Annotated in this window: 26 protein-coding genes and 1 pseudogene; 12 read left to right on the top strand and 15 right to left on the bottom strand. The window is 71.5% G+C overall.

What is annotated here, in order from left to right:
- The first annotated feature begins 117 nt into the window (after positions 1–117).
- Positions 118–561, top strand: coding sequence for a nitroreductase family deazaflavin-dependent oxidoreductase (locus ACZ5XS_RS07760; RefSeq protein WP_468648807.1), 444 nt, complete (start codon positions 118–120; stop codon positions 559–561).
- Between the two features lie 62 nt (positions 562–623).
- Here ACZ5XS_RS07760 and ACZ5XS_RS07755 read toward each other — a convergent pair whose 3' ends face one another.
- Positions 624–1,595, bottom strand: a complete 972-nt coding sequence (locus ACZ5XS_RS07755; protein ID WP_468648805.1) for a cation diffusion facilitator family transporter — start codon at positions 1,593–1,595, stop codon at positions 624–626.
- A 111-nt stretch (positions 1,596–1,706) separates the two neighbouring features.
- On the opposite strand from ACZ5XS_RS07755, the gene ACZ5XS_RS07750 reads away from it, so the two are divergent.
- Positions 1,707–2,732 carry a glutathione S-transferase family protein gene (locus ACZ5XS_RS07750; RefSeq protein ID WP_468648803.1) on the top strand — a complete coding sequence of 342 codons (1,026 nt, stop codon included), beginning with the start codon at positions 1,707–1,709 and terminating at the stop codon, positions 2,730–2,732.
- A 14-nt stretch (positions 2,733–2,746) separates the two neighbouring features.
- Complete coding sequence (locus ACZ5XS_RS07745) at positions 2,747–3,043, top strand: DUF4235 domain-containing protein (protein ID WP_468648801.1); 297 nt, start codon at positions 2,747–2,749, stop codon at positions 3,041–3,043.
- A gap of 115 nt (positions 3,044–3,158) precedes the next feature.
- Here the strand turns inward: ACZ5XS_RS07745 and ACZ5XS_RS07740 are convergent, their stop codons facing one another.
- Positions 3,159–3,551: a VOC family protein gene (locus tag ACZ5XS_RS07740; protein WP_468648799.1), complete on the bottom strand. Its 393-nt coding sequence runs from the start codon at positions 3,549–3,551 to the stop codon at positions 3,159–3,161.
- 347 nt (positions 3,552–3,898) lie between these two features.
- Between ACZ5XS_RS07740 and ACZ5XS_RS07735 the strand changes: the two genes are divergently transcribed.
- The gene (locus tag ACZ5XS_RS07735; protein ID WP_468648797.1) at positions 3,899–4,930 is read left to right on the top strand and encodes a 7-epi-alpha-eudesmol synthase; all 1,032 of its coding nucleotides are present in this window, start codon (positions 3,899–3,901) and stop codon (positions 4,928–4,930) included.
- A 59-nt stretch (positions 4,931–4,989) separates the two neighbouring features.
- Here ACZ5XS_RS07735 and ACZ5XS_RS07730 read toward each other — a convergent pair whose 3' ends face one another.
- The 5 genes from ACZ5XS_RS07730 to ACZ5XS_RS07710 are packed head-to-tail and all read right to left on the bottom strand — an operon-like array spanning position 4,990 to position 9,306.
- Positions 4,990–6,240 carry a cytochrome P450 gene (locus ACZ5XS_RS07730; RefSeq protein WP_468648795.1) on the bottom strand — a complete coding sequence of 417 codons (1,251 nt, stop codon included), beginning with the start codon at positions 6,238–6,240 and terminating at the stop codon, positions 4,990–4,992.
- Complete coding sequence (locus ACZ5XS_RS07725; protein ID WP_217237822.1) at positions 6,237–6,842, bottom strand: GTP-binding protein; 606 nt, start codon at positions 6,840–6,842, stop codon at positions 6,237–6,239. The genes ACZ5XS_RS07730 and ACZ5XS_RS07725 overlap by 4 nt, the downstream gene beginning before the upstream one ends.
- Complete coding sequence (locus tag ACZ5XS_RS07720; RefSeq protein ID WP_468648792.1) at positions 6,823–7,194, bottom strand: DUF742 domain-containing protein; 372 nt, start codon at positions 7,192–7,194, stop codon at positions 6,823–6,825. Before ACZ5XS_RS07720 ends, ACZ5XS_RS07725 begins: the two co-directional genes overlap by 20 nt.
- A complete protein-coding gene (locus tag ACZ5XS_RS07715; RefSeq protein WP_030043913.1) occupies positions 7,191–7,601 on the bottom strand; it encodes a roadblock/LC7 domain-containing protein in 411 nt (136 codons plus the stop codon). Before ACZ5XS_RS07715 ends, ACZ5XS_RS07720 begins: the two co-directional genes overlap by 4 nt.
- A gap of 4 nt (positions 7,602–7,605) precedes the next feature.
- Positions 7,606–9,306, bottom strand: a complete 1,701-nt coding sequence (locus ACZ5XS_RS07710; RefSeq protein WP_468648791.1) for an ATP-binding protein — start codon at positions 9,304–9,306, stop codon at positions 7,606–7,608.
- Positions 9,307–9,629: 323 nt separating this feature from the next.
- Here ACZ5XS_RS07710 and ACZ5XS_RS07705 point away from each other — a divergent pair, with 323 nt between their 5' ends.
- Positions 9,630–9,992, top strand: a complete 363-nt coding sequence (locus ACZ5XS_RS07705) for a DUF1304 domain-containing protein (protein WP_468648789.1) — start codon at positions 9,630–9,632, stop codon at positions 9,990–9,992.
- Positions 9,989–10,552, top strand: coding sequence for a TetR/AcrR family transcriptional regulator (locus ACZ5XS_RS07700; RefSeq protein ID WP_468648788.1), 564 nt, complete (start codon positions 9,989–9,991; stop codon positions 10,550–10,552). Before ACZ5XS_RS07705 ends, ACZ5XS_RS07700 begins: the two co-directional genes overlap by 4 nt.
- Before the next feature lie 4 nt (positions 10,553–10,556).
- Here the strand turns inward: ACZ5XS_RS07700 and ACZ5XS_RS07695 are convergent, their stop codons facing one another.
- Complete coding sequence (locus ACZ5XS_RS07695; protein ID WP_468648786.1) at positions 10,557–11,417, bottom strand: hypothetical protein; 861 nt, start codon at positions 11,415–11,417, stop codon at positions 10,557–10,559.
- A gap of 61 nt (positions 11,418–11,478) precedes the next feature.
- On the bottom strand, positions 11,479–12,465 hold the full coding sequence (locus ACZ5XS_RS07690; RefSeq protein ID WP_468648784.1) for a GlxA family transcriptional regulator: 987 nt from the start codon (positions 12,463–12,465) through the stop codon (positions 11,479–11,481).
- Positions 12,466–12,536: 71 nt separating this feature from the next.
- Between ACZ5XS_RS07690 and ACZ5XS_RS07685 the strand changes: the two genes are divergently transcribed.
- Positions 12,537–13,496: an NADP-dependent oxidoreductase gene (locus ACZ5XS_RS07685; RefSeq protein ID WP_468648782.1), complete on the top strand. Its 960-nt coding sequence runs from the start codon at positions 12,537–12,539 to the stop codon at positions 13,494–13,496.
- 9 nt (positions 13,497–13,505) lie between these two features.
- Here the strand turns inward: ACZ5XS_RS07685 and ACZ5XS_RS07680 are convergent, their stop codons facing one another.
- Both ACZ5XS_RS07680 and ACZ5XS_RS07675 read right to left on the bottom strand, forming a co-directional pair.
- Positions 13,506–14,612 (bottom strand): NAD(P)-dependent alcohol dehydrogenase, encoded by a 1,107-nt coding sequence (locus ACZ5XS_RS07680; protein ID WP_468648781.1) that lies wholly within the window; start codon positions 14,610–14,612, stop codon positions 13,506–13,508.
- Positions 14,613–14,636: 24 nt separating this feature from the next.
- Positions 14,637–16,091, bottom strand: coding sequence for an aldehyde dehydrogenase family protein (locus ACZ5XS_RS07675; RefSeq protein WP_468648779.1), 1,455 nt, complete (start codon positions 16,089–16,091; stop codon positions 14,637–14,639).
- A gap of 103 nt (positions 16,092–16,194) precedes the next feature.
- Here ACZ5XS_RS07675 and ACZ5XS_RS07670 point away from each other — a divergent pair, with 103 nt between their 5' ends.
- Entirely contained in the window at positions 16,195–16,632 is a 438-nt protein-coding gene (locus ACZ5XS_RS07670; protein ID WP_468648777.1) for a MarR family winged helix-turn-helix transcriptional regulator, read from the top strand.
- A 134-nt stretch (positions 16,633–16,766) separates the two neighbouring features.
- The gene (locus ACZ5XS_RS07665; RefSeq protein ID WP_468648776.1) at positions 16,767–17,147 is read left to right on the top strand and encodes an anti-sigma factor antagonist; all 381 of its coding nucleotides are present in this window, start codon (positions 16,767–16,769) and stop codon (positions 17,145–17,147) included.
- Between the two features lie 69 nt (positions 17,148–17,216).
- On the opposite strand, the gene ACZ5XS_RS07660 is transcribed toward ACZ5XS_RS07665, so the two are convergent.
- Positions 17,217–18,170, bottom strand: coding sequence for a ribose-phosphate diphosphokinase (locus ACZ5XS_RS07660; RefSeq protein ID WP_468648774.1), 954 nt, complete (start codon positions 18,168–18,170; stop codon positions 17,217–17,219).
- Between the two features lie 199 nt (positions 18,171–18,369).
- On the opposite strand from ACZ5XS_RS07660, the gene otr(A) reads away from it, so the two are divergent.
- The 3 genes from otr(A) to ACZ5XS_RS07645 all read left to right on the top strand — a co-directional run bounded on the left by otr(A) (position 18,370) and on the right by ACZ5XS_RS07645 (position 22,052).
- Positions 18,370–20,232 (top strand): tetracycline resistance ribosomal protection protein Otr(A), encoded by a 1,863-nt coding sequence (otr(A), locus tag ACZ5XS_RS07655; RefSeq protein ID WP_468648772.1) that lies wholly within the window; start codon positions 18,370–18,372, stop codon positions 20,230–20,232.
- Between the two features lie 293 nt (positions 20,233–20,525).
- The gene (locus ACZ5XS_RS07650) at positions 20,526–21,188 is read left to right on the top strand and encodes a DUF4230 domain-containing protein (RefSeq protein WP_468648770.1); all 663 of its coding nucleotides are present in this window, start codon (positions 20,526–20,528) and stop codon (positions 21,186–21,188) included.
- Positions 21,189–21,410: 222 nt separating this feature from the next.
- The gene (locus ACZ5XS_RS07645; RefSeq protein ID WP_468648768.1) at positions 21,411–22,052 is read left to right on the top strand and encodes a VanZ family protein; all 642 of its coding nucleotides are present in this window, start codon (positions 21,411–21,413) and stop codon (positions 22,050–22,052) included.
- 100 nt (positions 22,053–22,152) lie between these two features.
- On the opposite strand, the gene ACZ5XS_RS07640 is transcribed toward ACZ5XS_RS07645, so the two are convergent.
- From ACZ5XS_RS07640 to ACZ5XS_RS07630, 3 genes and pseudogenes are all read right to left on the bottom strand, one after another.
- Positions 22,153–22,389 carry a hypothetical protein gene (locus tag ACZ5XS_RS07640; protein ID WP_217237807.1) on the bottom strand — a complete coding sequence of 79 codons (237 nt, stop codon included), beginning with the start codon at positions 22,387–22,389 and terminating at the stop codon, positions 22,153–22,155.
- Between the two features lie 706 nt (positions 22,390–23,095).
- Positions 23,096–23,238: pseudogene (locus ACZ5XS_RS07635) on the bottom strand (alpha/beta fold hydrolase); the annotation flags it as partial.
- A 118-nt stretch (positions 23,239–23,356) separates the two neighbouring features.
- Complete coding sequence (locus ACZ5XS_RS07630; protein ID WP_468648766.1) at positions 23,357–24,166, bottom strand: SDR family oxidoreductase; 810 nt, start codon at positions 24,164–24,166, stop codon at positions 23,357–23,359.
- Positions 24,167–24,285: the final 119 nt, after the last annotated feature.

The following is a 24,285-nucleotide window of genomic DNA, read 5'->3' as shown; positions in this document are numbered from 1 at the left end:
GTGGCCGGGCGGCACCCTTCGGGGCTGTTGGGGAACGCTGTACGGATGAAAACCGTTCGTACCGGTGTTCAACCGCGGTACGGACGAGCCGTAGTCGACGACGATGGGACGGATGCCATGCCTCTCGAGGGCCAGTACGAACCCAGCCCCACGGAATGGGTGCGCAAGCAGGTCGAGGAGTACGAGAGCTCCGGCGGCACGAAGGGCACCACCATGATGGGGATGCCCGTCATCCTGCTCACGACCCTCGGCGCGAAGAGCGGCAAGCTGCGCAAGACGCCGCTGATGCGCGTCGAGCACGAGGGGCGTTACGCCGCGGTCGCCTCCCTGGGCGGGGCGCCCAAGCACCCGGTCTGGTACCACAACGTCAAGTCCGACCCCCGGGTGGAACTCCAGGACGGCCCGGTGAAGCAGGACATGACGGCCCGTGAGGTCACCGGCGCGGAGAAGGCCGAGTGGTGGGAGCGCGCGGTCGCCGCGTACCCGCCCTACGCCGACTACCAGAAGAAGACAGAGCGGGAGATACCGGTCTTCGTGCTGGAGCCCTCGGACGGGAACTGAACCTCCCGGAAAGAATTCTCGGCTCGGGAGGCATGGCGCCGCGTCCGCCGGGCACCCGAGCCTCAGGCCCCGCCGCGTTCCCCCGTCGCGGCGGGGCTTTCCGCTGCCTCGGCGGTCGGCCGGTCGGTCACGTCGAGGAAGATCTGGCCGGCCTCCGGGACGGTACTGGCGACGGACCGCTTGATCCGTACCGCGACCTCCTCGACCCGCTCACTGTCCAGTCCGGGCACCAGGTCGACACGGGCGGCCACCAGGAGCGAGTCCAGCCCCATCTTCATCGTGAACAGCTCCTCCACGCTGTCGATCTCGGGCTGGGCCGCCAGCAGCACCCGTATCCTGCCGCTGGACTCCGGGTCGGCGGCCTCCCCGATCAGCTGGTCCCGTGCCTCGCGGCCGAGGCGGTAGGCCACGTAGACGAGCAGGGCGCCGATCGCCAGTGACGCGGACGCCTCCCACACGACCTGCCCGGTGACCATGTGCAGTGCCATGCCGACCATCGCGAGGGTGACGCCGAGCACCGCCGTGCCGTCCTCGGCGACGACCGTGCGCAGCGCCGGATCGCGCAGGCCGTCCATGCCCCGGCCCTGCCGGCGTACCTGGTACAGGGCCCTGAGCAGCGAGAGTCCTTCCGCGATGAGGGCCACGCCCAGCACGACCAGGCCCGCCACATACCCGCCGAGCGTCTCCTGGGCGCCGTTTCTGAGGGCCTCGATCCCCTGGAAGAAGGAGAAGCAGCCGCCCATCACGAAGATTCCGACGGCTGCGAGGAGCGACCAGAAGAAGCGTTCCTTGCCGTAGCCGAAGGGGTGACGCCGGTCGGCGGGGCGGCGGCTGCGGCGCAGCGCGGCGAGCAGGAAGACCTCGTTCATGCTGTCGGCGACGGAGTGCGCGGCCTCCGACAGCAGTGCCGGCGAGGCCGCGAGGAGCCCGCCGACGGCCTTGGCCACCGCGATCACGAGGTTGGCCGTGAGCGCCACGAGCACGGTGACGCGTGTCTTCCGATCTGCCGTCTCTTCTGAAGATGTACCTGTCACCTCCGCCGACTGCCCCGGTCGATACGGCTCACACCGTGCCGTCGGCGCAAAACGGGGAACGCGTTCACCAGGGCGGTCCGACAGCGGGCAGCCGCACAGCAGGGAGGAAGCATGGGTGCCGGGGACGACGGCAACAGCGAGTACGGCAAGAAGACCTTCACGCGGTCCAAGAGCCACTTCGCGGACCGGATCACCGCGGACGGCCGGGACGGCTGGCCGGTGGAGGCGGGCCGCTACCGGCTGGTGGTGAGCCGCGCCTGCCCGTGGGCGAGCCGCTCGCTGGTCTCCCGGCGTCTCCTCGGCCTGGAGGACGCCCTGTCGCTCGCCGTCGCCGACCCGATCCAGGACGACCGCAGCTGGCGCTTCACGCTCGATCCCGACGGCCGCGACCCGGTCCTCGGCATCCGCTACCTCAGCGAGGCCTATGACCGGCGGGAGAGCGACTACCCCGGCGGCGTGAGCGTGCCCGCGATCGTGGACGTGCCGAGCGGGAAGCTGGTCACCAACGACTACCAGCGCATCACCCTGGACCTCGCCACCGAATGGACGGCCCTGCACCGCGACGGCGCGCCCGACCTGTACCCGCAGGCCCTGCGCGACGAGATCGACACCGTGATGGCGGACGTCTACAGGGACGTCAACAACGGCGTGTACCGGGCGGGCTTCGCCACCGGCCAGGAGGAGTACGAGGCCGCCTGCGCGGGCGTCTTCCGCCGGCTGGACCTGCTGACACCCCGGCTCGCCCGGCAGCGGTACCTGGTCGGCGACACCCTCACCGAGGCGGACATCCGGCTGTTCACCACCCTGGTCCGCTTCGACGCCGTCTACCACGGCCACTTCAAGTGCAACCGCTGGAAGCTGGCCGAGAACGAGGTCCTGTGGGCGTACGCCCGCGACCTCTACCAGACACCGGGCTTCGGCGACACCGTCGACTTCGACCACATCAAGCGGCACTACCACCAGGTGCACACCGGCATCAACCCGACCGGCATCGTCCCCCTCGGGCCGGACCTGTCCGGCTGGCAGACCCCCCATCACCGGGAGGAACTGGGCGGCCGGCCGTTCGGCGACGGGACGCCGCCCGGCCCGGTACCCGAGGACGAGAAGGTCCCGGAAAGCCACCAGCCCATCCGCTGACCAAGGAGATTCACGTGGCCAAGAAGAAGAAGCTGCCCATCGCCTACAAGCCCATCGGCTTCGTGCTGGGCTGGACGAGCGGAACCCTGGCGGGGCTCGCCTTCCAGAAGACCTGGAAGGCGATCCGGCACGAGGACGACGCGCCCGACGCCCTGGACCGGGACCGCGGCTGGGGAGAGATCCTGCTGGCCGCCGCCATCCAGGGCGCCATCTTCGCCGTGGTGCGCAGCGCGGTGGACCGCACCGGCGCCAAGGCCATCGAACGCTCGACCGGCGTCTGGCCGGCCGACGACAAGGGCGGCCGGGACTGACGACGGCCCACAGGTACGACCGGGCGGGGCTGAGCCCCGCCCGGGCGGCTCCGTCTGCCGGTCAGCGGCTCAGCCCTGCGGCTCAGCCCTGCGGCTCAGCCTGTTCGTCAGGGCCTCAGCCCTGTTTGGGCGCCGTCGACGGGATCAGGCGCAACGTGAAGGAGTGGCCGGCCGGATCGGCGTAACCGCGTTCCTCGTACGGTCCGGCGACGTCCTTGGTCTCCAGGGGGCGCCCGCCGAGCCCGATCACCTTGCGCTCCGCCTCGTCCAGGTCCTCCACCACGAAGTCGATGTGAGCCTGGAGGGCGTTCTCCGGCCGGGGCCAGCTCGGCGGCGTGGCGTTCACGTCGCGGCGGAAGGCCATGGACATCCCGCCGGCACCCTTGATCTCGACCCGGTTGGCACTCTCGTGCGTCTGCTCGGCGCCCAGCAGCTCCTTGTAGAACACGGCGAGCTTCTCGGGCTCGGCGCAGTCGAGCACGACCACGCCCGCTTTGACCAGTGCCATGTCTCCTCCGAAGGTCCGGGGCGCGGAACGGTGGTGCCCCGCCGCCCTGTACCTAGCGGATATCCCGACCTGGCCGATTCAGTCGACCGCCCGGGTCAAGCGCCCCCGGTCGAGGGCGCGTTGACACGTGTGGGTGGCGAGGGAGTATACGGAGCTCAACTGGCCTGTGCAGTAACGGACATCACGGCCAGGTCACGGTATAGATCATTTACGCTCTGGGCAGCCTCGTAGCGCTTCTCGGTTCAACTTTCGGCCATAGAAGCCCAGTTCGAGTGCACGGGCGGTCGTCGTGACTGCCCGCTCGCAGGGGCGGGGGGCTCTGCGTCACGTCTCCCGAAAGGAAGCACATGCCTCAGGACGTCCGGTTCGACCTCCCCTTCGACACCCCCGTCAGCGAACATCTGGAGTACGCCCGGGCGCGCCATCTGCGCTGGATCTGGGACATGGGCCTGGTACGCAGCCTGGCCGGGTTCGAGGAGTACAAGTCCTGGGACCTGCCGCAGGCCGCCGCCCGAACCTACCCCCACGCCTCGGCGGACGACATGGTCGTCCTGATGAACTGGTTCTCGCTGGCCTTCCTCTTCGACGACCAGTTCGACGCGAATCAGCCGGACCGCGCGGACCGCATAGCGGAGGTCGCGCGCGAGCTCATCGCCACCCCGCTGCGGCCGCCGGGAATCCGCCCCCGGGTGGTCTGCCCCATCACGCTGGCCTGGGCGGAGGTCTGGAACCGTCTCTCCGACGGCATGTCCCTGACCTGGCGGACCCGGTTCGCCGCCTCCTGGGGGCGCTTCCTCGTGGCCCACTGCGAGGAGGTCGACCTGGCGGCCCGCGGCCTCGCGGGGACCCTGGGCGTCGACGAGTACACCGAGTTCCGTCGCCGTACGGTCGGCATCCACCACAGCATCGACGCGGGAGAGCGCAGCCGTGGCTTCGAGGTGCCGCCGCAGGCGATGGCGCATCCGGTGATGGAGAGGATGCGCGATCTGGCCGCGGACACCATCGGCTTCATGAACGACATCCACTCCTTCGAGCGCGAGAAACGCCGGGGTGACGGCCACAACCTGATCGCCGTGCTGCACCGGGAGCGGACCTTCTCGTGGAAGGAGGCGGCCGCCGAGGCGTACCGCATGACGACCGCCTGCCTCGACGAGTACCTGGAACTCGAGGCCCGCGTCCCCGGTATGTGCGACGAGCTCGGCCTCGAAGAGGACGAGCGGGCCCGCGTGCGGATGGGAGTGGAGGCCATCCAGCACTGGATCAACGGCAACTACGAGTGGGCGCTGGTGTCGGGCCGCTATGCGGCGGTCAAGGACGGTCCGGCGGCCGCCGCCGAACTGGCCGGACACGGCTCGGTGGACGACCTGCTGGCCGTGTGACGAGACAGCGCTGCCCGGTCGGTGGTCCGACCGGGCAGCGGGAGTGCGCGCCACGCGCGCTACACGGGGAACTCGACCGGCAGGCTGTCCAGCCGGAACTCCCACGTGGAGGCGGTCGAGCCGAGCTCCTCCGGCGGTACGGCCAGCCGCAGGCCCGGCAGCCGGTGCAGCAGGACGTCCACGCCGATCTCGATGATGGACTGGCCGATGCTCTGCCCGGGGCACTCGTGCGGGCCCGCGCTGAACGCGAGATGCGACTGGTTGCCCTGGACGGAGACGCCCGGATCGGGCCGGACCTCCGGGTCGAGGTTGCCCGGTGCGAGCCCGAGGACGAGCAGGTCGCCCTCCTGGATGTGGTGTCCGCCGAGTTCGAGGTCGGTGGCGGCGAAACGGCCCGGCATGACCGCCAGCGGCGGCGTGTTCCACATGACCTCCTCCACCACCCCGGAGATGTTCAGCTGACCACTGACCAGGCCGGAGAGCCGGGAGGCGTCGGTGAGGACCAGTTGCAGCACCCGGGCCAGCAGGTTGCTGGTCGTGGTGTGCCCGGCGATCAGCACCAGACGCAGATGGCTGACGACCTCCTCCAGGTCGAGATCCGCGTGGTGCTCGAGCAGGGCCGTCGTGAAGTCCGAGCCCGGTTCGGCCTTCTTGCGTTCGGCGAGTTCGCCGAGGATCTCGATGATGCGGTCGTTGTGGGCGAGTGCCCCCTCGCCGCCCTTGAGGACCTGGGCGCAGGACTCGACCAGGCTGCGGCCCTCCGCCGCGGGGAGGCCGAGGATGCGGGTGAGGACCAGCATCGGCAGGTGCTCGGCGTACTCCGCCACCAGGTCGGCCCGCCCGGTGGCCGCGAACGCGTCGATCTGCTTGTTCGCGAAGTGCGTGACGTGCCGCCGGATCCCGCGGCTGGTCGCGGCCTGCAGGCCGTCGGTGACGGCACCGCGCAGCCTGCGGTGCGGTTCGCCGTCCTGGGAGACACAGTCGGGGCGCCAGCCGACCATCGGGATCAGCGGTGAGGTCTCCTCGACCCGGCCGTCCTGCCAGTCCCGCCAGATCCGCGCGTCCCGGCTGAACTGGCGGGGGTTGTCCAGCACCCGCCGGTTGTCGCGGTAGCCGAGGACCAGCCAGGCGGCGATGTCTCCTTCGAGCAGGACGGGCGCGACGGAGCCGTGTTCCTTGCGCAGCCGCTCGTAGATGCCGTGCGGGTCGGTCGCCGCCTCCGGTCCGTACAGCCGGGCGGGATCGGCCCCGCCGTGGGCGACGGGGCACCCGCGCGGGGCGTCGGGGCCGTCTAAGGTCTGATCGTTCATCGGGGCTCCAGTGCGACGGCGGAGCGTTCCTTCAAGTGACGTATCAGGGCCACGAGTACGTCACGGCTGGAGGCCCGGTCGCGGGCGTCGCAGGCCACGATCGGGGTGTGCGGGGAGATGTCCAGGGCGTCCCGGATCTCTTCGACCGGGTGGTTCGTGGAGTCGGGGAAGACGTTCAGGGCGATCACGAAGGGGACGTTCTGCCGCTCCATCTCCTCGATCGCCCGGAAGCTGGAGGCGAGCCGGCGGGTGTCCACCAGGACGACCGCGCCGAGCGCGCCCTTGAACAGGCCGTTCCACAGGAACCAGAAGCGCTCCTGGCCGGGCGTGCCGAACAGGTAGAGCACCAGCTTCTCGTTGATGCCGATCTTGCCGAAGTCCAGACTGACCGTGGTCTCGGTCTTGTCGGCGACGCCGATGAGGTGGTCGACGTCGGCGCTGGCCTGGGTGAGGGTCTCCTCGGTGGTCAGCGGCTTGATGTCGCTGACCGAACGGACCATCGTGGTCTTCCCGGTCCCGAAGCCGCCGGCGATCATCACCTTCACCGAGCGGGTGCCCCCGGCATCCGGCCCGCCGGGATGGTCAAAGCCTTTGAAGTCCACTGAGTACCTCCTCAAGGAGCGCGAGGTCTGGCCCGCGACCGGCGTCGTGCGCCGGAATGGGGTCGCGGGCTTCGACGTGGCCTGCCTCGAGCAGATCCGCCAGCAGCACCGCGAGAATGTTGAAGGGCAATCCGAGATGGGCGCCGAGTTCGGCCACCGACAGCGGATCGCGGCAGCGCCGAAGGATCTCCTCGTGCTCGTGCTGCATACCCGGTACGGGGGCGGTGCGGGAGACGATGAGGGTCGCCACGTCGAGACTCGACGCCGAACCGCCCGGTCCGCTACGTCCTCCGGTCAGGACGTAGTAGCGCTCGAGACCGGACGGGTCCGTGGGCCGACGGGGAGCACTCATCCAGAGTGCTCCTCCAGGCGCGGAGTGGTGCCGAGGAGCTCACCCATCCGGCGGGCCAGATCCCTCATCTGGTGTCCGAGCAGCCCTTGGTCGAGGCCTTCCCTGGCGAGGACGCCGAGGTACGTCTCCACCCCGGCGCGTACGACGAAGAGATGGCCGCCGTCGACCTCGATCATCGCCAGCCTGAGCTGCCCCGCGTACTTGGGGAACTGCTCGGCGACCGGCTGGGCCAGCGCCTGCAGGCCGGCCACCACGGCCGCGAATCGGTCCACGTCGTCGGGGTCTTCGGCACCAAAGGAGGTGATTGCCTTGCCGTCGCTCGAGGCCACGAGGGCGAAGCGGATCTCCGGGATGGATTCCACCAGATCGCGCAGCGCCCAGCTCACGTCGGTTCCCTGTTGCGTCATGGGACTAGTCGCTCTCTTCAGTGCGGTGCTCTGCGGACTCGCGGCCGTCGGCCGTCCCCGTCGCCTCGGCGGACTCGCGTCCGGCGGTGGCGAAGGCGGCCAGGCCGGTGAAGGAGGCATCGGGCGGGACGGCCAGGACGCCGGTCTCCTCGGTCCGCTCGACACGCTCGGCCGGCTGGTGCCGCTCCGCCTCGTTCCGCTTGCTCCTGCGCTTGGGCAGTCCGCCGGGCGTGGTGTCCACGGCATCGGTCTCCTCCGCCGCGGACTCGACGGCGGCCGGGACCTGCGCCGGTGTGGCCGCGGCCACCGGTGCCGTGGCCGCGGGGGTGACCGCGGGCAGCTGGCTGAAGTACTTGTGCGGGACCACGACCACCACCGAGGTGCCGAGCCAGGGGGAGTCCGCGAAGGTGACGCGGATTCCATAGCGGCGCGCGAGGGCGCCCACGACCCGCAGGCCGAGGTTGGCGTCCTCCGAGACGCCGCCGAGGCCCGGTCCGGCCCCGGTGCCCGCGAGGGCGTTCTCCGCTTCGCGCTTCTTCTCCTCGCTCAGGCCCTTGCCGGAGTCCTGGATCTCGATGCCGACGCCGTTGGGGACCTCCTTGCCGGAGACGACCACCGGCTCGGTGGGCGGCGAGTAGCGGGCCGCGTTGTCCAGCAGGTGGGCGAAGATCAGCGTGAGGTGGTCGACCAGACCGCCGTCGACGCCGAGTTCGGGCAGGTGGCGCACCTGGACACGGTGGAAGTCCTTGATCCGGCCGATGCCGCCGCGCACCACGCTGAGCAGACGCTGCGCCTCCTGCCACTGCCGGCCGGGCCGGTCCGAGCCGCCGAGCACGCCGATGCTGGCGGCGAGACAGTCGGCGGGGCCGATCTCCTGGTCGAGCTCCATCAGGCCGCGGGCGACGGCCGGCAGCCGGCCGTGCTCGCCCTGCATCTCGTGCAGGCGACCGCGGAGCTTGCTGGTCAGCACGTGGATGCGGTTGCCGATGCTGATGACGGCCTGCTCGGCGGAGGTCGACCGGTTGAACTCCTCCTCGACACCGATCAGCGCGGTCCTGAGGATCTTGCGGAGTTCGGCCTGGAGGTCGGCACTGACCTTGGCGCACTGGTTGGTGCTGGGCAGCAGGTCGTCGACGGCCTCGCCGTCACGCAGGCGCCCCAGCGCGTCCGGCAGTTGTTCGCCGGCGAGGCGGGCGACCGCGTCCTGCTGGTGCGTCAGCTGCTCCTTCCAGACCTCGGCCTGGTCGGCGAGCTGCGACTCGTAGGTCGTGGCCTGGTCGGCGAGCCGTGCCTCGTACGCGGAGGTCTGCTCGGCGAGCCGTGCCTCGAACGTCCGTGACTGCTCGACCAGCTGCACCTCGTAGGCGCCCGCCTGGTCGGCGAACTGCGCCTCCTGGGCGGCGCGTTCGGCCGAGAACTTCCGTTCCAGGCCGGCGACATGCTGCTGCCACTGCTGGGAGTGCTCGGCCTGCGAGGTGCGGAAGGAGCCCTCCACACGGCGCAGTTCGGTCCGGGCACGGAGCAGGAGGCGAACGCACACCGCACTGGCTGCCGTCGCGGCGACGCCGGCGACGGCGGCGGTTATTCGCTCCGAGCTCATGAACGTGGCGGCAACCGTTCCGCCTCCTAAGGCCAGCGGCATCAGCCACCAGCTGTACCAGGCGACAGGGGCCCGCGCCGCCGGGGGCGGAGTGGCGAGTTCCATCTGCATCCTTCGAAGCGACACGATCCAACAAGGGGGGTGTTCAAGGGGGGACCGCACTCATGAGTACGCACCACGCGACGACCGATCGAAATCGCGTCAACTCGCAGCGCCGAACCGGAGCTTATCGGGTTTGATGCTGAAAGGATCAAATGCATCCGCCTGGCGGAGGTGAGGGTTCCGTCACTCTCCGAACAAGAACCCACACATCGACAAATCCCTTTACGTATCTACGGGCTTGACCCCGCGCCACCCGTCACAGTCGTCTTCTTGGACAGCTGTCCAGCTATAGTGGACATCCGTCCAAGAAACAGAGGAAGCGACTCATGGAGATCCTGGCGAATGTGCTGGTCGGTCTGGTGGCCGCCCTGCACGGCTACATCCTGGTGATGGAAGTGTTCCTGTGGCAGAAGAAGCCCGGCAGGGCGCTGCACGGGTTCGATCGGGAGATGGCCGCGGCGACCGCCCCGATGGCCGCCAACCAGGGGCTGTACAACGGGTTTCTCGCGGCGGGGCTGGTGTGGGGGCTGGTCGCCGCGGATCCCACCGGCTTCCGCGTGCAGGTGTTCTTCCTCGTCTGTGTCGTCGTCGCCGGCGTCTTCGGCTCCGTCACCGCGAACCGCCGCATCCTGTTCGCCCAGGCCCTGCCGGGCGCGCTCGCCCTGGCTGCCGTCCTGCTGGCCCGGTGAGCGGCGACGCCCCGCAGGACCCGCGGGCCGCGCGCACCCGGGCGCGGCTGCGGCAGGCCCTGCTCGACGAGTGTGCCGAGCGGCCTCTCGCGGAGGTCGGCGTGGCCGCGCTGGTGCGCCGCGCCGGGGTGGGACGGGCCACGTTCTACGTCCACTACGACGGCCTGGAGGCGCTGGCGGTCGACGCCTGCGCGGACGTCGTACGCGAGGCCGTGGACGCGCTGCACGCCTGGCGCGGCCGGCCCGACCCGGTGCACGCGCCGCCCGCCCTGACGGAGTTCTTCGACTCGCTCGCCCCGCGGGCCGCGCTGTACCGGGTGCTGATGACCCCGGGCGGCGGCGGCCCGCTGGGCCGGGTGCTGCACCGGGATCTGCGCGCCTACAGCCTGCGCGAGCGGGAACTCGCGGGCGCGGCGGACGCCCCGCTGCTCGCCTCGGCCGTCGCCGCCACCTTCGCCGGGGTCCTGGCCGACTGGCTGCACGGCCTTCTCGAAGCCGACGCCCACGGGATCGCCGACCAGGTCTGGCAGTTGCTGGTCGCCCTGCACGCGAGCCGCTGAGAGCTCACTTGCAGGCCACTCCCCGTTCGGCCAGGGGCCAGGCCTCCACGCCGTCGGGGGTGCGGACGTACGCCCTGGACGGATCGTCCGTCAGCCACAACTCCCGCTCGTCCAGGCGGTATCCGGTGTCCCGGGCGCCTTCAGGCAGGGGGACGTCCCCGTCGTACGGGGCGGCGAGCAGGTCCCTGTCGAACACTTCGCCGGGATCGCGGACGTACTGCCGGCCGTCCTCCCCGCGGCCCAGCTGAAGGAAGTGCGCGCTCTGCCAGTCGCAGTGTTCCGGGCCGGGGCCGCTGCTCACGGTGGTGGTGGGCAGGCGCTTCCCGCTCCGGTCGGTCCAGATCTCGAACCCCCGGGAGTCGGTGAAACGCGCCGGGAGTTCGGCCGGATCGCAGGAGGCGTTGACCTCCGGGCCCCAACCCGGCCCGCCCTTGCGGTCCTTGGCGACGACGACGGCCACCTTGGTCCTGCCCGCCACGTCGTAGGAGTAGAGGACGCGGCCGTCCTCCTCGCGCTCCGCGCGGTAGCCGGACCGGGGGACCTCCGGCTGCTCGATGTCGAAGTACAGCTTCAGCCCCTCCTCGGGGGTCGAACCGCCGTCCCCCTTGCTCCACGTCTCGCCCTGGCCGCCCGAGTAGACCTCCCCGTCGCACTCCAGCGCCCGCCCCGCGGCGCCCGACTCGATGAGCGCGGCTTGCTCGGTGCTCTCGTCCAGGTCCTTCGTGGGCAGGTACAGCGGTCCGCTGTAGGGCGTGGCCGGGGCCGTCCCCGCGACGACCGGGCCCACGTCCTCCCCGGCACCGCACCCCACGGCCGCCGTCGTCGCCAGCACCGACACAGCCACCGCCACAAGCCGTCTGCGCATGCCGCCCCTGTCTTCGTCCGCCGTTGCTCTGATCTTCCGACGCGGCGGCCGTACGGAACGTTCAGCGGGCCGCCGTCTGGAACGTCCGCCGGTACGCCTGGGGCGAGACCCCGATGGAGGCGTGCAGGTGCTGGCGCAGGGAGGCGCCCGTGGCGAAGCCGACCCGTCCGGCGATCTGGTCCACGGACAGGTCGCTGGCCTCCAGCAGGTGCCGGGCACGGGCCACGCGCTGCTGGATCAGCCAGCGGCCGGGGCTGAGGCCGACCTCCTCGTTGAAGCGGCGGGCGAAGGTGCGCGGGCTCATCCGGGCGTGGCCGGCGAGGTCGGCCAGGGTGAGGGGCTCGCCGAGGCGTTCCAGGGCCCAGGCGCGGGTCGCGGCGGTGCTCGCGGCGCCCTGTTCCGGGACCGGCTGTTCGATGTACTGGGCCTGGCCGCCGTCCCGGAACGGCGGGACCACGCAGCGGCGGGCGACCGTGTTGGCCAGTTCGCTGCCGTGGTCCTGGCGGACCACGTGCAGGCAGACGTCCACGCCGGAGGCGGCTCCGGCCGAGGTGAGGATGCGGCCGTCGTCGACGAAGAGGACGTCGGGGTCGAGGGCGATGTGCGGGTACATGCGCCGGAACAGGTCGGCGAGCTGCCAGTGGGTCGTGGCCCTGCGGCCGTCGAGCAGCCCGGCCGCGGCGAGGACGAACGCGCCCGTGCAGATGGAGACGATCCGCGCGTCGGGGCGGATGCATGCGAGGGCGGCGGCGACCTCGTGGGGGAGGTCGGCGGTCACCCGGGAGGGCGAGACGGGGGCGATCACCACGGTGTCCGCCGTGGCGATGATCTCGGGGCCGTGTTCGACGCCGATGGTGAAGTCCGCGTCGCTGCGCACCGGGCGGCCGTCGACGGTGCAGGTCAGCACCTCGTACCGGCCGTCGGCCGCGCCGAGGATCCGGCTGGGGATGCCCAGTTCGAAGGGGTACACACCGTCGAGGGCCAGCACCACGACCCGCTCGGCTCCCTTGATCCGCTCGATTCGCTCGATCCGCTCCACAGGCTTCATGGCAAGATTCTATCGAAGGTTGGCAATCGTGCCATTTCCCGGGTGGGCAGCTCCCGGCAGGCTGGTTCACCATGAGCACTGTGAGCACTGCGAAGACGATGCGAGCCATCAGCCAGGACGTCCTCGGCGGTCCCGGGGTCCTGAAGGAAGTGGAGCTGGAGCGCCCGCGGCCGCGCCCGAACCAGGTGGTGGTCCGGGTCCGCGCCGCCGGCCTCAACCCCACCGACTGGAAGCACCGGTCGACCGGCGGCTTCCTGGGCGAGCCGCCCTTCGTGCTCGGCTGGGACGTCTCCGGCGTGGTCGAGGCGGTCGGCATCGGCGTGGCCACGTTCCGGCCCGGCGACGAGGTGTTCGGCATGCTGCCGTACCCCTTCGGCAGCGGTTCGCACGCCGAGTACGTCATCGCGCCGGTCCGCGCCCTCACGCACAAGCCGTCCGTCATCGACCACACGCAGGCGGGCGCGCTGCCGCTGGTGTCCCTGACCGCGTGGCAGGCGCTGGTCGAGAACGCGGATCTCCAGCCGGGTCAGCGGGTGCTGATCCATGCGGCGGCCGGCGGGGTCGGTCACGTGGCCGTGCAGATCGCCAAGGCTCGGGGCGCGTACGTGATCGGCACGGCGAGCGCGGGCAAGCACGACTTCCTGCGCGAGATCGGCGTGGACGAGGCGCTCGACTACCGGTCGACGGACTTCGCCGAGGCCGTGAAGGACGTCGACGTCGTCCTGGACACACTCGGCGGTGAGACCTCCCTGAAGTCGCTGCGCGTGCTGCGGCCGGGCGGGATCGTGGTGTCGATCCTGCCGGTCGGGTCGGACGACTTCCACGAGGAGGCAGAGCGGCTGGGCGTACGCGCGCTGAGGATGCTCGTGGACGCCGACCGGGCCGGAATGCGCGCGATCGCGGACCTCGTGGAGCAGGGGAAGCTGAGGCCCACGATCGCGCGCACCTACACGCTGGCCGATGCCGCCGAGGCGCATGCGCTGGGCGAAACCGGCCGGACCACGGGGAAGCTGGTCCTCACGGTCGACTGATCCGGCGGGTCAGAACGTGAGCACGGGCTTGATCGCCTTGCCCGCGCGCATGTCCTGCACGGCCTGGTCGATGTCCGCGAACGGATAGGTGCTGATCAGGCGGTGCAGCGGGAGCCGCCCCTCCTTCACCAGCCGGACCAGGGCGGGGATGAAGGTCTGCGTCTCGGCGTCGCCGAGGGTGAGGCCGACGACCTGCTTGCCGCCGAGCATCCCGTTGACGTCCAGGGCGACCTCGGTGCCGAACGCCGGGGCGCCGACGATGACCAGGGTGCCGCGGGCGGCGAGCGCGTCGACGCCCTGACGCAGGACGGCGACGTTGCCGGTGGTCTCGACGATGCCGTCCGCTCCCTGACCGCCGGTGATCTCGGCGAGGGCCTCACCGAGGTCCGTCTCGCCCGCGTCGACGGTGTGGGTGGCCCCCAACTCCCTCGCCAGCACCAGGCGTTCGCCGACCCGGTCGACGGCGACGATGTTGGTGGCGGGGGTGAGGGCGGCGGCCATCACGGCCGAGAGGCCGACGGCTCCGGCGCCGAGGACGACGACGGTGGAGCCGGTGGCCGGCTTCAGCACGTTCCACACGGCGCCGACGCCGGTCTGGACACCGCAGCCCAGCGGGGCGATCGACTCCAGCGGTACGTCCGGGTCGACCTTGACCAGGCTGCGCTCGTCCACCAGGGCCCGCTCGGCGAACGAGGACTGGCCGAAGAAGTGCCCGCCGAGGGCCTGCCCGTCACGGCTGAGGGTGCTGCTGCCGTCGGCCCGGCGGCCGCCGATGAGGTTCAGCGGCAGCCAGGTGGCGCAGTACGCGGGGTGGCCGCCCCGGCAGTTGCGGCACTCGCCGCAGGAGGTGAAGGACAGCACGACATGGTCGCCGGGGGCGACACCGGTGACGTCCGAGCCGACGGCCTCGACGACACCGGCGCCCTCGTGACCCAGTACGCCGGGCAGCGGGAAGGGCAGGCCGCCGCTCGCCACGCCGAGGTCGGTGTGGCACAGGCCGGTCGCCACCATGCGGACGACCGCCTCGTGCGGGCCGGGCTCGTCGAGCTGGACGTCGCTGAGCGTGAAGGGCGCTCCGCCGGACTCGACGACGGCGGCGCGGGTGGTGATGGACATCGTGGAACTCCCTGGAGGACGCGCTCAGTCGAGCGAGACGACGACGGACTTGACCCTGGTGTAGGCGGCGAGCGCCTCGGTTCCGTACTCGCGGCCGTAGCCGGAGTCCTTGACCCCGCCGAACGGGACGGCCGGGTCGAGCATCGCCCAGTCGTTGATCCAGACGATGCCCGCCTGGAGCCGTTCGGCGACCCGGTGGGCGCGGGCGAGGTTCGTCGTCTGGACGCCCGAAGCCAGGCCGTACGGCGTGGAGTTGGCGAGCTGGACGGCCTCCTCCTCGGAGTCGAAGGGCTGCACGGTGAGGACCGGTCCGAAGATCTCCTCCTGGATGACCCGGGAGTCGTTGGGCAGGTCGGCGATCACGGTGGGCAGGTAGTAGTAGCCGCCGTCGAGGTCGAGGCGTTCGCCGCCGCAGACGATGCGGGCGCCCTCCTTGCGGGCGAGCTCGACGTACTCCTCGACCTTCTTGAGGTGCTTCTCCCCCGCCATCGGGCCCACGACGGTCTCGGGCTGCCGGGGGTCGCCGACCGGTACGCCGGGGACGGCCTCGGCGAGGATGCCGAGCAGGGTGCTGTACACCGGGCGGGACACGAGCAGCCGTGGGCCGCCCATGCAGAACTGTCCGGTGTTGAAGACGAAGCCCTTGATGACGGAGCCGACCGCCTTCTCCAGGTCGGCGTCCTCGAAGACGATGTGCGCCGCGTTGCCGCCGAGCTCCATGGTGACGGGCTTGAGGTTCTCGCCGGCGATGCCCGCGGCGTGCCGGCCGACGGCGGTGGAGCCGGTGAAGGCGATCTTGTCGATGCCGCTGTGCCGCAGCAGTGCCTCGCCGGCCACCGGGCCGGCGCCGGTGACGACGTTGACCACGCCGTCCGGGACGCCCGCCTTCTGCAGCAGCGCGGCCATGTACAGGGCGCTGAGCGGGGTCTCGTCGGCCGGCTTGTGGACCACCGTGTTCCCGGCCGCGAGGGCCGGGGCGATCTTGGAGCCGGCCAGGATGAGCGGGAAGTTGAAGGGCGTGATCGCCGCGACCACGCCGAGGGGTTCGCGCCGGGTGTACGCGAGGGCGTTCATGGGGGTGTCGCGGACCGCGCCGTCCAGGGAGTACGCCAGGGCGGCGAAGTGCTCGTAGTCGTTGGCCGCGTTCGTCACGTCGACGGCCTGGCACAGGCTGATCGGCTTGCCCACGTCCAGGCTCTCCAGTGCGGCGAGCTCGTCGGCGTTCTCGCGGATCAGCTGGGCGACCCGGTGCAGGATCCGGCCCCGCTCGCGGCCGCTCATTCCCGACCACTTGCCGCTGTCGAAGGCCTCGCGGGCGGCGCGTACGGCCGCGTCCACGTCGGCGGCACCCGCCTCGGCGACGGTGGTGACGACCACGCCCCGGGACGGGTCGACCACGTCGGTGCGCGCGCCGTCGGCGGCTTCCCGCCACTGCCCCCCGATGAACAGCTGTCCGGGTTCGATCTCGATGGTGGTCATCGCCACTCCTCAGCCTCATCGCCAAGATTTCAACCAACAGGATTCCTGTTGGTTCGCAGTCTCATTACAGACAGGTTTCCTGTCAATGCTCTAACCTGAAGTCATGCTCGACACCCAGGCAGCCAAGACACCTCCGTCTCTCCTCTACATGGTGAAGCAGGTGGAGCTGGTCGTGCGCTCCCACCTCGATGACCTGGTCAAACCCTCCGGGATCACGGCGCTGCAGTACACCGCGCTCACCGTGCTGGAGCGACACGACGGACTCTCGGCGGCCCAGCTGGCCCGTGACTCCTTCGTCACCGCCCAGTCCATCGCCGATCTCGTACGGTCACTGGAGAACCGCGGACTCGTGCGCCGGGAGCGCAATCCCCGCAACCGCCGCGAGCTGCTCATCCTGCTGACCGACGCCGGCCGCGACGTGCTCGCGCTGCACGAAGGGCCCGTGCGGGAGCTGGAGGAGCGGATGGTCCGGGACCTCACGGCACATCAGTCCGAGCAGCTGCGCCAGGCACTCACCAAGGCCTGGCACGCCCTGTCCTGAGGCTCCGTCGCAATTCGAAGACATATGTCAATCGAACATGCTCAAATTCATTCCATCAGGGGTAACTTGCAGAGCGGGGAACGGATTTGCACGCACCCCTGCCACTTGAGGAGCCGGTTGGAGGCGACGTCGTCGTGGAGCAGGTACCCGCACCGCTCACCCGGCATCTGCGCGTCCACCAGAGCCAGGGGCACACGGTGCTGGAGTTCCGCGGGGAGATCGACATCGCCGCGGCGATGGAGATCATCCCGTACCTGGACCGGGTGACCGGGCAACCCGACGTCCGACTGGTGCTCGACCTCAGCGGGGTCGAGTTCTTCGACTGCTCCGGGCTGCGGCTGCTGTACCGGGCCCGCAGCCGGGTGCTGGACCACGGCGGCCGGCTGCTCCTGGTCTGCACGCATCCGCTCACCCTGCGGGTCCTGCGGGTCACCGGCCTGGCCCGGCTGCTGCCGCCGATGCCGACCCTGGACGCGGCCCTGGCGCAGCCCGAGGCCACGTCCGGCTCCGTGTGACCGCGACCAGGACAGGCGTGGCCCTGACCCGCGCCGGCCGTCCGGCCGCTCGCACGGTCGCGAACGTGTCTATTCGGTGCGCGGCGCGTCGAACAGGGCACTGACGGACTCGCCGTTGTGAATACGGCGTACGGCCTCGGCGAGCGCGGGGGCGACGGTCAGGATCCGCAGCTTGTCCGTGCGCTCCTGCTGCGGAACCGGCACGGTGTTGGTGCACACGATCTCCAGCACGTCGGGCTGCTCACCGATCCGCTTGAGCGCGCCGTCCGCGAACAGCCCGTGCGTGCAGGCGACCCGGATGGAGCGCGGTCCCAGCTCCCGCAGCCGCTCCAGGAGTTCGAGGACCGTACTCCCCTTGGCGATCTCGTCGTCCAGCACGATGACGTCCCGCCCGGCGACCTCGCCGATGACCGAGTTGATGCTGACCCGGTCGTCCGCGAACCGCTGCTTGGCGCCCGCCGCCACCTGGGCGCCGATCAGCCGGGCGAACGCGGCGGCCTCCTTGGCGTTGCCGAGGTCCGGCGAGACGACGGTGGTGCGGGACAGGTCGTACTGCCGGAAGTGCACGGCCAGCTCGCGCAGCGCGTGCAGGTGGTCGACCGGGACCGAGAAGAAGCCGTGCACCTGCGGCGAGTGCAGGGTCATCGCCAGGACGCGGCTCGCGCCGGCCGCCACCATCAGGTCCGCGACCAGCCGCCCGCCCAGCGAGATCCGGGGAGCGTCCTTCTTGTCGGAGCGGGCGTAGGAGTAGTGCGGCATGACGACGGTGATCCGCCCGGCCGACGCCCCGCGCGCCGCGTCGCACATCAGCAGCAGCTCCACGAGGTGCTCCTGCACCGGCCTGACCAGCGGCTGGATGAGGTAGACGTCCCGTTCCCGGCAGTTCGCCTGGAGCTGCACCTCCAGACAGTCGTTCGCGAACCGGCTGACGCGGGTGGGACTGAGCGGCACTCCGAGATGCGCGCAGACCTCCTGGGCCAGCTCGGGATGGGCACTCCCGCTGAATACCGCGATGTCTCGCACGACCTGCTCCTCGCATGATCATTCCGGCTGCCGGGGCACATGCTACGGGCCGGGCGAAAACCGGTTGCGGAGCGTCCATGGGCGCGGGCCATGATGGGCGCGTCCGTGTTCCCTCACGTCAGGACCCTTCGCATGCGCCGACTCCTCGACAACCCCCAGCGCCCCTACTGGACGACGGTTCTCGAGGACACGACCACGCATGCACACCCTGAACATCGGAATTCTGGCCCACGTCGACGCCGGTAAGACCAGTCTGACCGAGCGGCTGCTGTTCGACCACGGCACCATCGAGCGGCTCGGCAGCGTCGACGCGGGTGACACCCGCACGGACGACGGGACGATCGAGCGGCAGCGCGGCATCACCATCCGCTCCGCCGTCGCCGCGTTCACCGTCGGCGACACACAGGTGAACCTCATCGACACCCCGGGGCACTCGGACTTCATCGCCGAGGTCGAGCGCGCCCTGGAGGTCCTCGACGGCGCGGTGCTGCTGCTGTCCGCCGTGGAGGGCGTACAGGCGCAGACCCGGGTCCTGATGCGGACCCTGCGGCGGCTGCGGCTGCCCACGCTGGTCTTCGTCAACAAGATCGACCGGGCGGGCGCCCGCTCCCACGCCCTGCTCGACGACATCCGCCGCGGGCTGACCCCGCACATCGCGCCGCTCACGGACGTGACGGGCATCGGTACGGCCCAGGCCCGTGCGGTGCCGCTGCCGGCCGGCCGGCAGCTGGCCGAGGCGCTCGCCGAGGTCGACCCCGGCGTCCTGGCGGCGGTCGTGGACGGCCCCGAGCCGACCCCGGACGACCTGCGCAAGGCACTCGCCGCGCGCACCGCCGACGGCTCCTTCCACTCCGTCCTCTTCGGCTCGGCCCTCGGCGGCCAGGGCGTCACCGAGCTGGTCGAGAGTGTGACCCGGCTGATCCCCCCGGCCCCCGCGGCGACGGGCCGCGCCCCACGCGGCACCGTGTTCGCGGTACGGCCCGGCCCCGGCGGCGAGCGGACGGCGTACCTGCGCCTCTACGACGGTGAGGTGACCCGGCGCCGGCGCCTCACGTTCCTTCGGCGCGAGGCCGACGGCCGGACCACGGAGGTCTCCGGACGGGTGACGCGCCTGGACGTCGTCGGCGGGGCGGAGCAGCTCACCGCCGGGAACATCGCGGCCCTGACCGGCGTCGCGGGCATCCGGGTGGGCGACCGGCTCGGTGATGCCGGCGGCGACCGCGCCCCGCAGTTCGCGCCGCCGACGCTCGAGACCCTGGTCAGGGCCCGCCGCCCCGAACAGGCGGCCGCCCTGCGCTCCGCCCTGCTCGCCCTCGCCGACCAGGACCCGCTGATGCACGCCCGCCCGGCCGCCTCGGGCGCCACGGCACTGCTTCTGTACGGCGAGGTCCAGATGGAGGTCATCGCGGCGACACTGGCCGACGGCTTCGGGATCGAGGCCGACTTCGAGCCGGGCAGGATCCGGTTCCTGGAGCGCCCGGCCGGTGTCGGCGAGGCCTGGGACGAGCTGCCGTGGCACGACCGCACCCGCTACTGGGCGACGGTCGGGCTGCGCGTGGAGCCGGGACCGCCTGGTTTCGGCGGGATGTTCGCGTACGAGACGGAACTCGGCGCGCTCCCCCGCGCCTTTCACCAGGCCATCGAGGAGACGGTCCACGCGACCATGGCCGCCGGGCCGCGCGGCACGTTGGTCACGGACTACCGGGTCACCCTGACCCGGTCCGGCTTCTGCGCGCCGGTCAGCACCGCCGCCGACTTCCGCGGGCTCACGCCGATCGGGCTGCGCCGGGCCCTGGAGCAGGCGGGGACCAGGCTGTACGAGCCGTACCACGCCTTCGAGGCGGAGGTCCCGCTGGACGCGCTGGCGCCGGTCACCGCCCAACTGGGCGCTTTCGGAGCCGAGTTCACGGGGACCGCGGGCGGCGACACCGCGTGGCTGATCACCGGTGAGCTCCCGGCCCGGCGGGTGCGCGAGGTCGAGCTGCGGCTGCCCGGGCTGACGCACGGCGAGGGGGTGTGGTGGTCGCGGCCGTCGGGCGACCGCGAAGTCAAGCCGCACTGAACGAGTCGCTGCCAGGACACCGCAGCCGGCGCGGGCTCGCGGGTCGGCCGCCCCTCCCGCCGATCGTTTCGGTGCCGGAGTGAGCTCGTGGCCCGCCGGCACTCGGGCCCTGTGGTGCATGGAGCGAGGAGTCCTGGAGATGCTGTCTGCGCGGGCCTCCGGACGCGCCGGCCGGACGGGTTCCGCACGCCAGTGCGCCCCGCTTGCCTCCATCAGCGGTATGAATCGGCCAACGACACGGTCTGCCAAGGTTTTTCAGGGGAATTCGAACATTAGGAAGGAGGGCCGTCGCCATGACGACTCCCATCAGGCGCGTGTCCACACGTATGCCGGGCTGGGCGAAGGCGGTGAGCGCCGTGGTGCTGGTGCTCGTCGTGTTCTTCGCCGGGATCCGGCTGAGCGTGCTGCCGGGTCTCAAGGACCTGTTCGGCACGGAGACGCACGACCGTTCGGGCCCCGCACTTCTCGAGTCCATCCAGGACATCAGCCGTTACGACGCCGCCTCCGGCAACTTCCAGATCGTCGTCGACCTGGAGAAGGACACCAAATACCTGCCCGACGCGATCCGCGGCTCCCGCACCCTGTACGTCGGGGCGGGCACCGTCGACGCCTACGTCGACCTCGGCAAGGTCGGCAAGAACGACGTGACGGTCAACGCCGACCGTACGTCCGCCACCCTGCGGCTGCCGCACGCGCAACTCGGCAAGGCGGCCCTCGACGCCGACCGTTCCTACGCGGTCTCCAAACAGCGCGGTCTCCTCGACCGCCTCGGCGACCTCTTCTCCGACAACCCGAACAGCGAGCAGGCCGTGCAGAAGCTGGCGGTACGGCACATCAACGAGGCGGCGAAGGACAGTGAGCTGACCAAGCGCGCCGAGACGAACACCACGACCATGCTGAAGGGCCTGCTGGGCTCCCTCGGCTTCACGAAGGTGGAGGTCAGCTACGGCGCCTGAGCAGGCGCCGAGGATCCCCGGCGGGCCGGCTGCGTGGCGAGCCGGGCCGGCCAGGACAGGAGGCCGGGCGCGGCGCGCGGGTGGCGACGCGCGCCGGTCTCGGCCGGAGTGCCCCGACGGCACGAAGCCGGGCCGGCCGGCCCGAGGCGGCCCGGCCGCATTCTCGGCCGGTTCGCGGGTAATCGCCCTGGGACGCAGGCAAGTTGAAGACCGGAGGACCGCATGGCCCGTACCGCTTCAAGTCCACGTACCGCTTTTCGCCTGCGCTACGCCAGGTCCGGCAAAGCCACGAAGCCGGAGGAGCCCGCCAAGCCCCCCAAGGCAGCCAAGGGCGGCAAGGGCGGCAAGCTCGGCAAGGCGGAGAGAGGCAGCAGGACCGCCAAGGCCGAGCGTGGATCGCGCTCGGCCCGGCGTGAGCGGCATTCCGTGCCCTTTCCCCTCCGCCTGCTGGCGATGCTGTGCGCTTTCGCGGTGATGGTGGCGTTCGCCGTCGTCCTGGCCCGGCTGACCCTGGAGCCCTCCCCCGCGTCGGAGGCGCTGACGCACACCAACATGCGGCCGGGGCGCTCTCTGCGGGCCTACCTGGACCAGCCCGCGCTGCGGGACGCGGTCAAGCAGATCGGCGGGAACCTGCTGCTGGGCGTCCCGTTCGGCGTGCTGGTGCCGATCGTCGCCCCGAGGACCCGCGGGGTGCTGCGCGTGCTCCTGCTGACGGCGACCGTCATGCTGCTGGTGGAGTTCGCCCAGGGCGCGCTGATCACCGGCCGGGCCTTCGACATCGACGACGTCATCCTCAACACGACCGGGGCGCTGGTGGGCTACCTCCTGCTCGGCAGGCGGATGAGCCGGGCCGTGCACAGCTGAGGCCGCGGGCCCCCGGCAGTGCACGGACGGCTCGACCGGCCGGCTGTGGAGCGGCACCGGGGACGCCGGGCGGAAGCGGACGGTCGGCTGAGCCGGTCGGTCAGTGGCGGGTCCAGGTGAATTTGTCGCCGCCCACCCAGCGGACCACGTCCGGGTCGTCCAGGTCGTGGACGGTGATGCCGAACGCGGCGGCGGCCTCCAGGACGTCGGTGACGGCCCTCGCCTCACCGACGACCTGGCCGTCGATCTCCACGATCCGGAAAGGCGGCGTGGTCGGCTGCACCCCGAGCACCAGGATCCGCGGGTGAGCGATGTAGGGGCTCTCGCTTTCGGTCATGTATAGAGCGTAGAGCGCAAGGCGCGTCAGGGCGGGGTCCGAGTCAGCCGCCCAGCGGGTCGAGAACCGCCGCCTCGACCGCTCCTCGGGTGGCCGGCCGCCCGAAGTCTTCGTGTTCGCCCAGCCGGGTGAGCGCGGGGGCCATCGTGGTCCCCTCCCGAGACGGGCCGGGCGGTGCGCGAGGTCGGCGTGCCGCCGCCGGGCGGTCGGCGTGGCGCGGGCGGCGTCGGCGGTGACGGTGGTGACGCGAGCGCGACGGCGGCCAGGGAGGTCGCGTGCCAGGTACGGAAATCCTTCGCCGTGCTGCCGGTGCCGGACAGCCGGCGCGGCGCCTCGTCGAGATCCCCGCCGTGCGGCTCGTGCCTGGGCGCCCTTTTCCCCCGTACGCGGGCAGCCGGTCCTCGCCACGTGGCCCCACCGCAGCGCTCGTACGACGCTCAGGGCCTGGTCGTCCGCGAGCGTCCGGGCGGCCTCGGTGCCGCCCATGCCCGGACAACCGGAGGCATCTCACCGCGGCCGCGGGTGACGTGCTCGCGCGGCATCGCCGTCAGGCCGTTGGTCTCGCTGCCGTGGGCGGCCCGGTCGCTGCCGACGCGGAAGAAGCCCGGCCAGAGCAGGCGCACCGCGCAGGCCGTGTGGGGCAGGGCGCGAGCGACCTTCGCGTACGTGCTCGTGCCTGGCCTGCTCCCGCTCCTGCTGGGCGCGGATCCGCGCGGCCCAGTTCGCCGTCGCGCCGCGCACGACCAGGGCGGGACACTCCACCTGGGTGAGTTCCTCCCAGTGGGCGTCGTGCACCCAGGTCTCGCGGGACTCGAGCATCTGCTCCGGGTCGAAGACGGGCCGGCGCCCGGGGATCGGTGAGCGGCTCGCCGGTGGTGTCCCGGTGGCGGAAGCCGCGACCGCTGCGGACACCGGTGAAGCCGGGACGGTCACGGGAGTTGGTGCGCAGCTCACGGGCGGCGCCGTTTCAAGGACGCCGCCAGTCGTCGCTGCCCAGGTGCGAGCCGGCCTGCGGCCCCATCCGGAGCATGCCGCCGTCCACGCTCCAGGAGGCGCCGGTGACGTACGAGGCGTCGGGGCCGGCGAGGAAGGCGATCACGGCCGCGACCTCGCGGGCGTCGCCGGGGCGGCCGAGCGGGACGCCGGGGCGGTCCTCGGTGTGCGGGTCGGTGTCCTCCTGGCCGGTCATGGGGGTGGCGATCTCGCCGGGTGCCACCGCGTTGACGGTGATGCCGTGCTCGGCGAGCTCCAGGGCCATGACCTGGGTGAGCAGGCCGAGGCCGCCCTTGGCGGCGCAGTAGGGGGCGGCGCCGACGCGCGGCTGGTGTTCGTGGACGGACGTCACGTTGACGATCCGGCCGCCGCCGCCCTGCTGGATCATGTGCCGGGCCGCTTTCTGACCGCACAGGAACGGGCCGAGCAGGTCGACGTCGATGACCTCGCGGACGTCGTCGAGTTCCAGGTCGAGGAAGGGCGTCATGGTGCCCGTACCGGCGTTGTTGACCAGGACGTCGAGGCGGCCGAGGCGGTCGCGGAGCTCGTCGACGGTGTCGGCGGCGGTGGGCAGCCGGGTCAGGTCCATCCGGGCGACGGCGGCCCGCTGCCCGTGGGCGCGGACATCCTCGGCGGTCTCCTCGGCGCCCTCGTGGTCGCTGTGCCAGGTGATGCCGACGTCCATCCCCGCGTCGGCCAGGCGGACGGCGGTGGCCTTGCCGATGCCGGAGTCGGCGCCGGTGATCACGGCCACCTTGCTGCGGGGTGCGGTGGGGGCGGACATGACAGGCCTCCTCGTGAACGCGGTCGAGGTGATGAGGCATCGCAGTACCCGGCCAGGTACCGGACAAACCGCCCGCCGGTCGGGGGGCCGCCCGTCTCCTGGTGCGGCCCGCGTCGGCC

It is taken from the genome of Streptomyces sp. NPDC033131, assembly GCF_055578365.1.
This window is presented reverse-complemented; position numbering and strand designations above follow the sequence as displayed.

Coding starts and splice junctions, on each gene's coding strand:
- ACZ5XS_RS07760 (WP_468648807.1), top strand. CDS start 118: ATGCCTCTCGAGGGCCAGTACGAACCCAGCCCCACGGAATGGGTGCGC.
- ACZ5XS_RS07750 (WP_468648803.1), top strand. CDS start 1,707: ATGGGTGCCGGGGACGACGGCAACAGCGAGTACGGCAAGAAGACCTTC.
- ACZ5XS_RS07740 (WP_468648799.1), bottom strand. CDS start 3,551: ATGGCACTGGTCAAAGCGGGCGTGGTCGTGCTCGACTGCGCCGAGCCC.
- ACZ5XS_RS07735 (WP_468648797.1), top strand. CDS start 3,899: ATGCCTCAGGACGTCCGGTTCGACCTCCCCTTCGACACCCCCGTCAGC.
- ACZ5XS_RS07730 (WP_468648795.1), bottom strand. CDS start 6,240: ATGAACGATCAGACCTTAGACGGCCCCGACGCCCCGCGCGGGTGCCCC.
- ACZ5XS_RS07720 (WP_468648792.1), bottom strand. CDS start 7,194: ATGAGTGCTCCCCGTCGGCCCACGGACCCGTCCGGTCTCGAGCGCTAC.
- ACZ5XS_RS07715 (WP_030043913.1), bottom strand. CDS start 7,601: ATGACGCAACAGGGAACCGACGTGAGCTGGGCGCTGCGCGATCTGGTG.
- ACZ5XS_RS07710 (WP_468648791.1), bottom strand. CDS start 9,306: ATGGAACTCGCCACTCCGCCCCCGGCGGCGCGGGCCCCTGTCGCCTGG.
- ACZ5XS_RS07705 (WP_468648789.1), top strand. CDS start 9,630: ATGGAGATCCTGGCGAATGTGCTGGTCGGTCTGGTGGCCGCCCTGCAC.
- ACZ5XS_RS07695 (WP_468648786.1), bottom strand. CDS start 11,417: ATGCGCAGACGGCTTGTGGCGGTGGCTGTGTCGGTGCTGGCGACGACG.
- ACZ5XS_RS07690 (WP_468648784.1), bottom strand. CDS start 12,465: ATGAAGCCTGTGGAGCGGATCGAGCGAATCGAGCGGATCAAGGGAGCC.
- ACZ5XS_RS07685 (WP_468648782.1), top strand. CDS start 12,537: ATGAGCACTGTGAGCACTGCGAAGACGATGCGAGCCATCAGCCAGGAC.
- ACZ5XS_RS07680 (WP_468648781.1), bottom strand. CDS start 14,612: ATGTCCATCACCACCCGCGCCGCCGTCGTCGAGTCCGGCGGAGCGCCC.
- ACZ5XS_RS07675 (WP_468648779.1), bottom strand. CDS start 16,091: ATGACCACCATCGAGATCGAACCCGGACAGCTGTTCATCGGGGGGCAG.
- ACZ5XS_RS07670 (WP_468648777.1), top strand. CDS start 16,195: ATGCTCGACACCCAGGCAGCCAAGACACCTCCGTCTCTCCTCTACATG.
- ACZ5XS_RS07650 (WP_468648770.1), top strand. CDS start 20,526: ATGACGACTCCCATCAGGCGCGTGTCCACACGTATGCCGGGCTGGGCG.
- ACZ5XS_RS07645 (WP_468648768.1), top strand. CDS start 21,411: ATGGCCCGTACCGCTTCAAGTCCACGTACCGCTTTTCGCCTGCGCTAC.
- ACZ5XS_RS07640 (WP_217237807.1), bottom strand. CDS start 22,389: ATGACCGAAAGCGAGAGCCCCTACATCGCTCACCCGCGGATCCTGGTG.
- ACZ5XS_RS07630 (WP_468648766.1), bottom strand. CDS start 24,166: ATGTCCGCCCCCACCGCACCCCGCAGCAAGGTGGCCGTGATCACCGGC.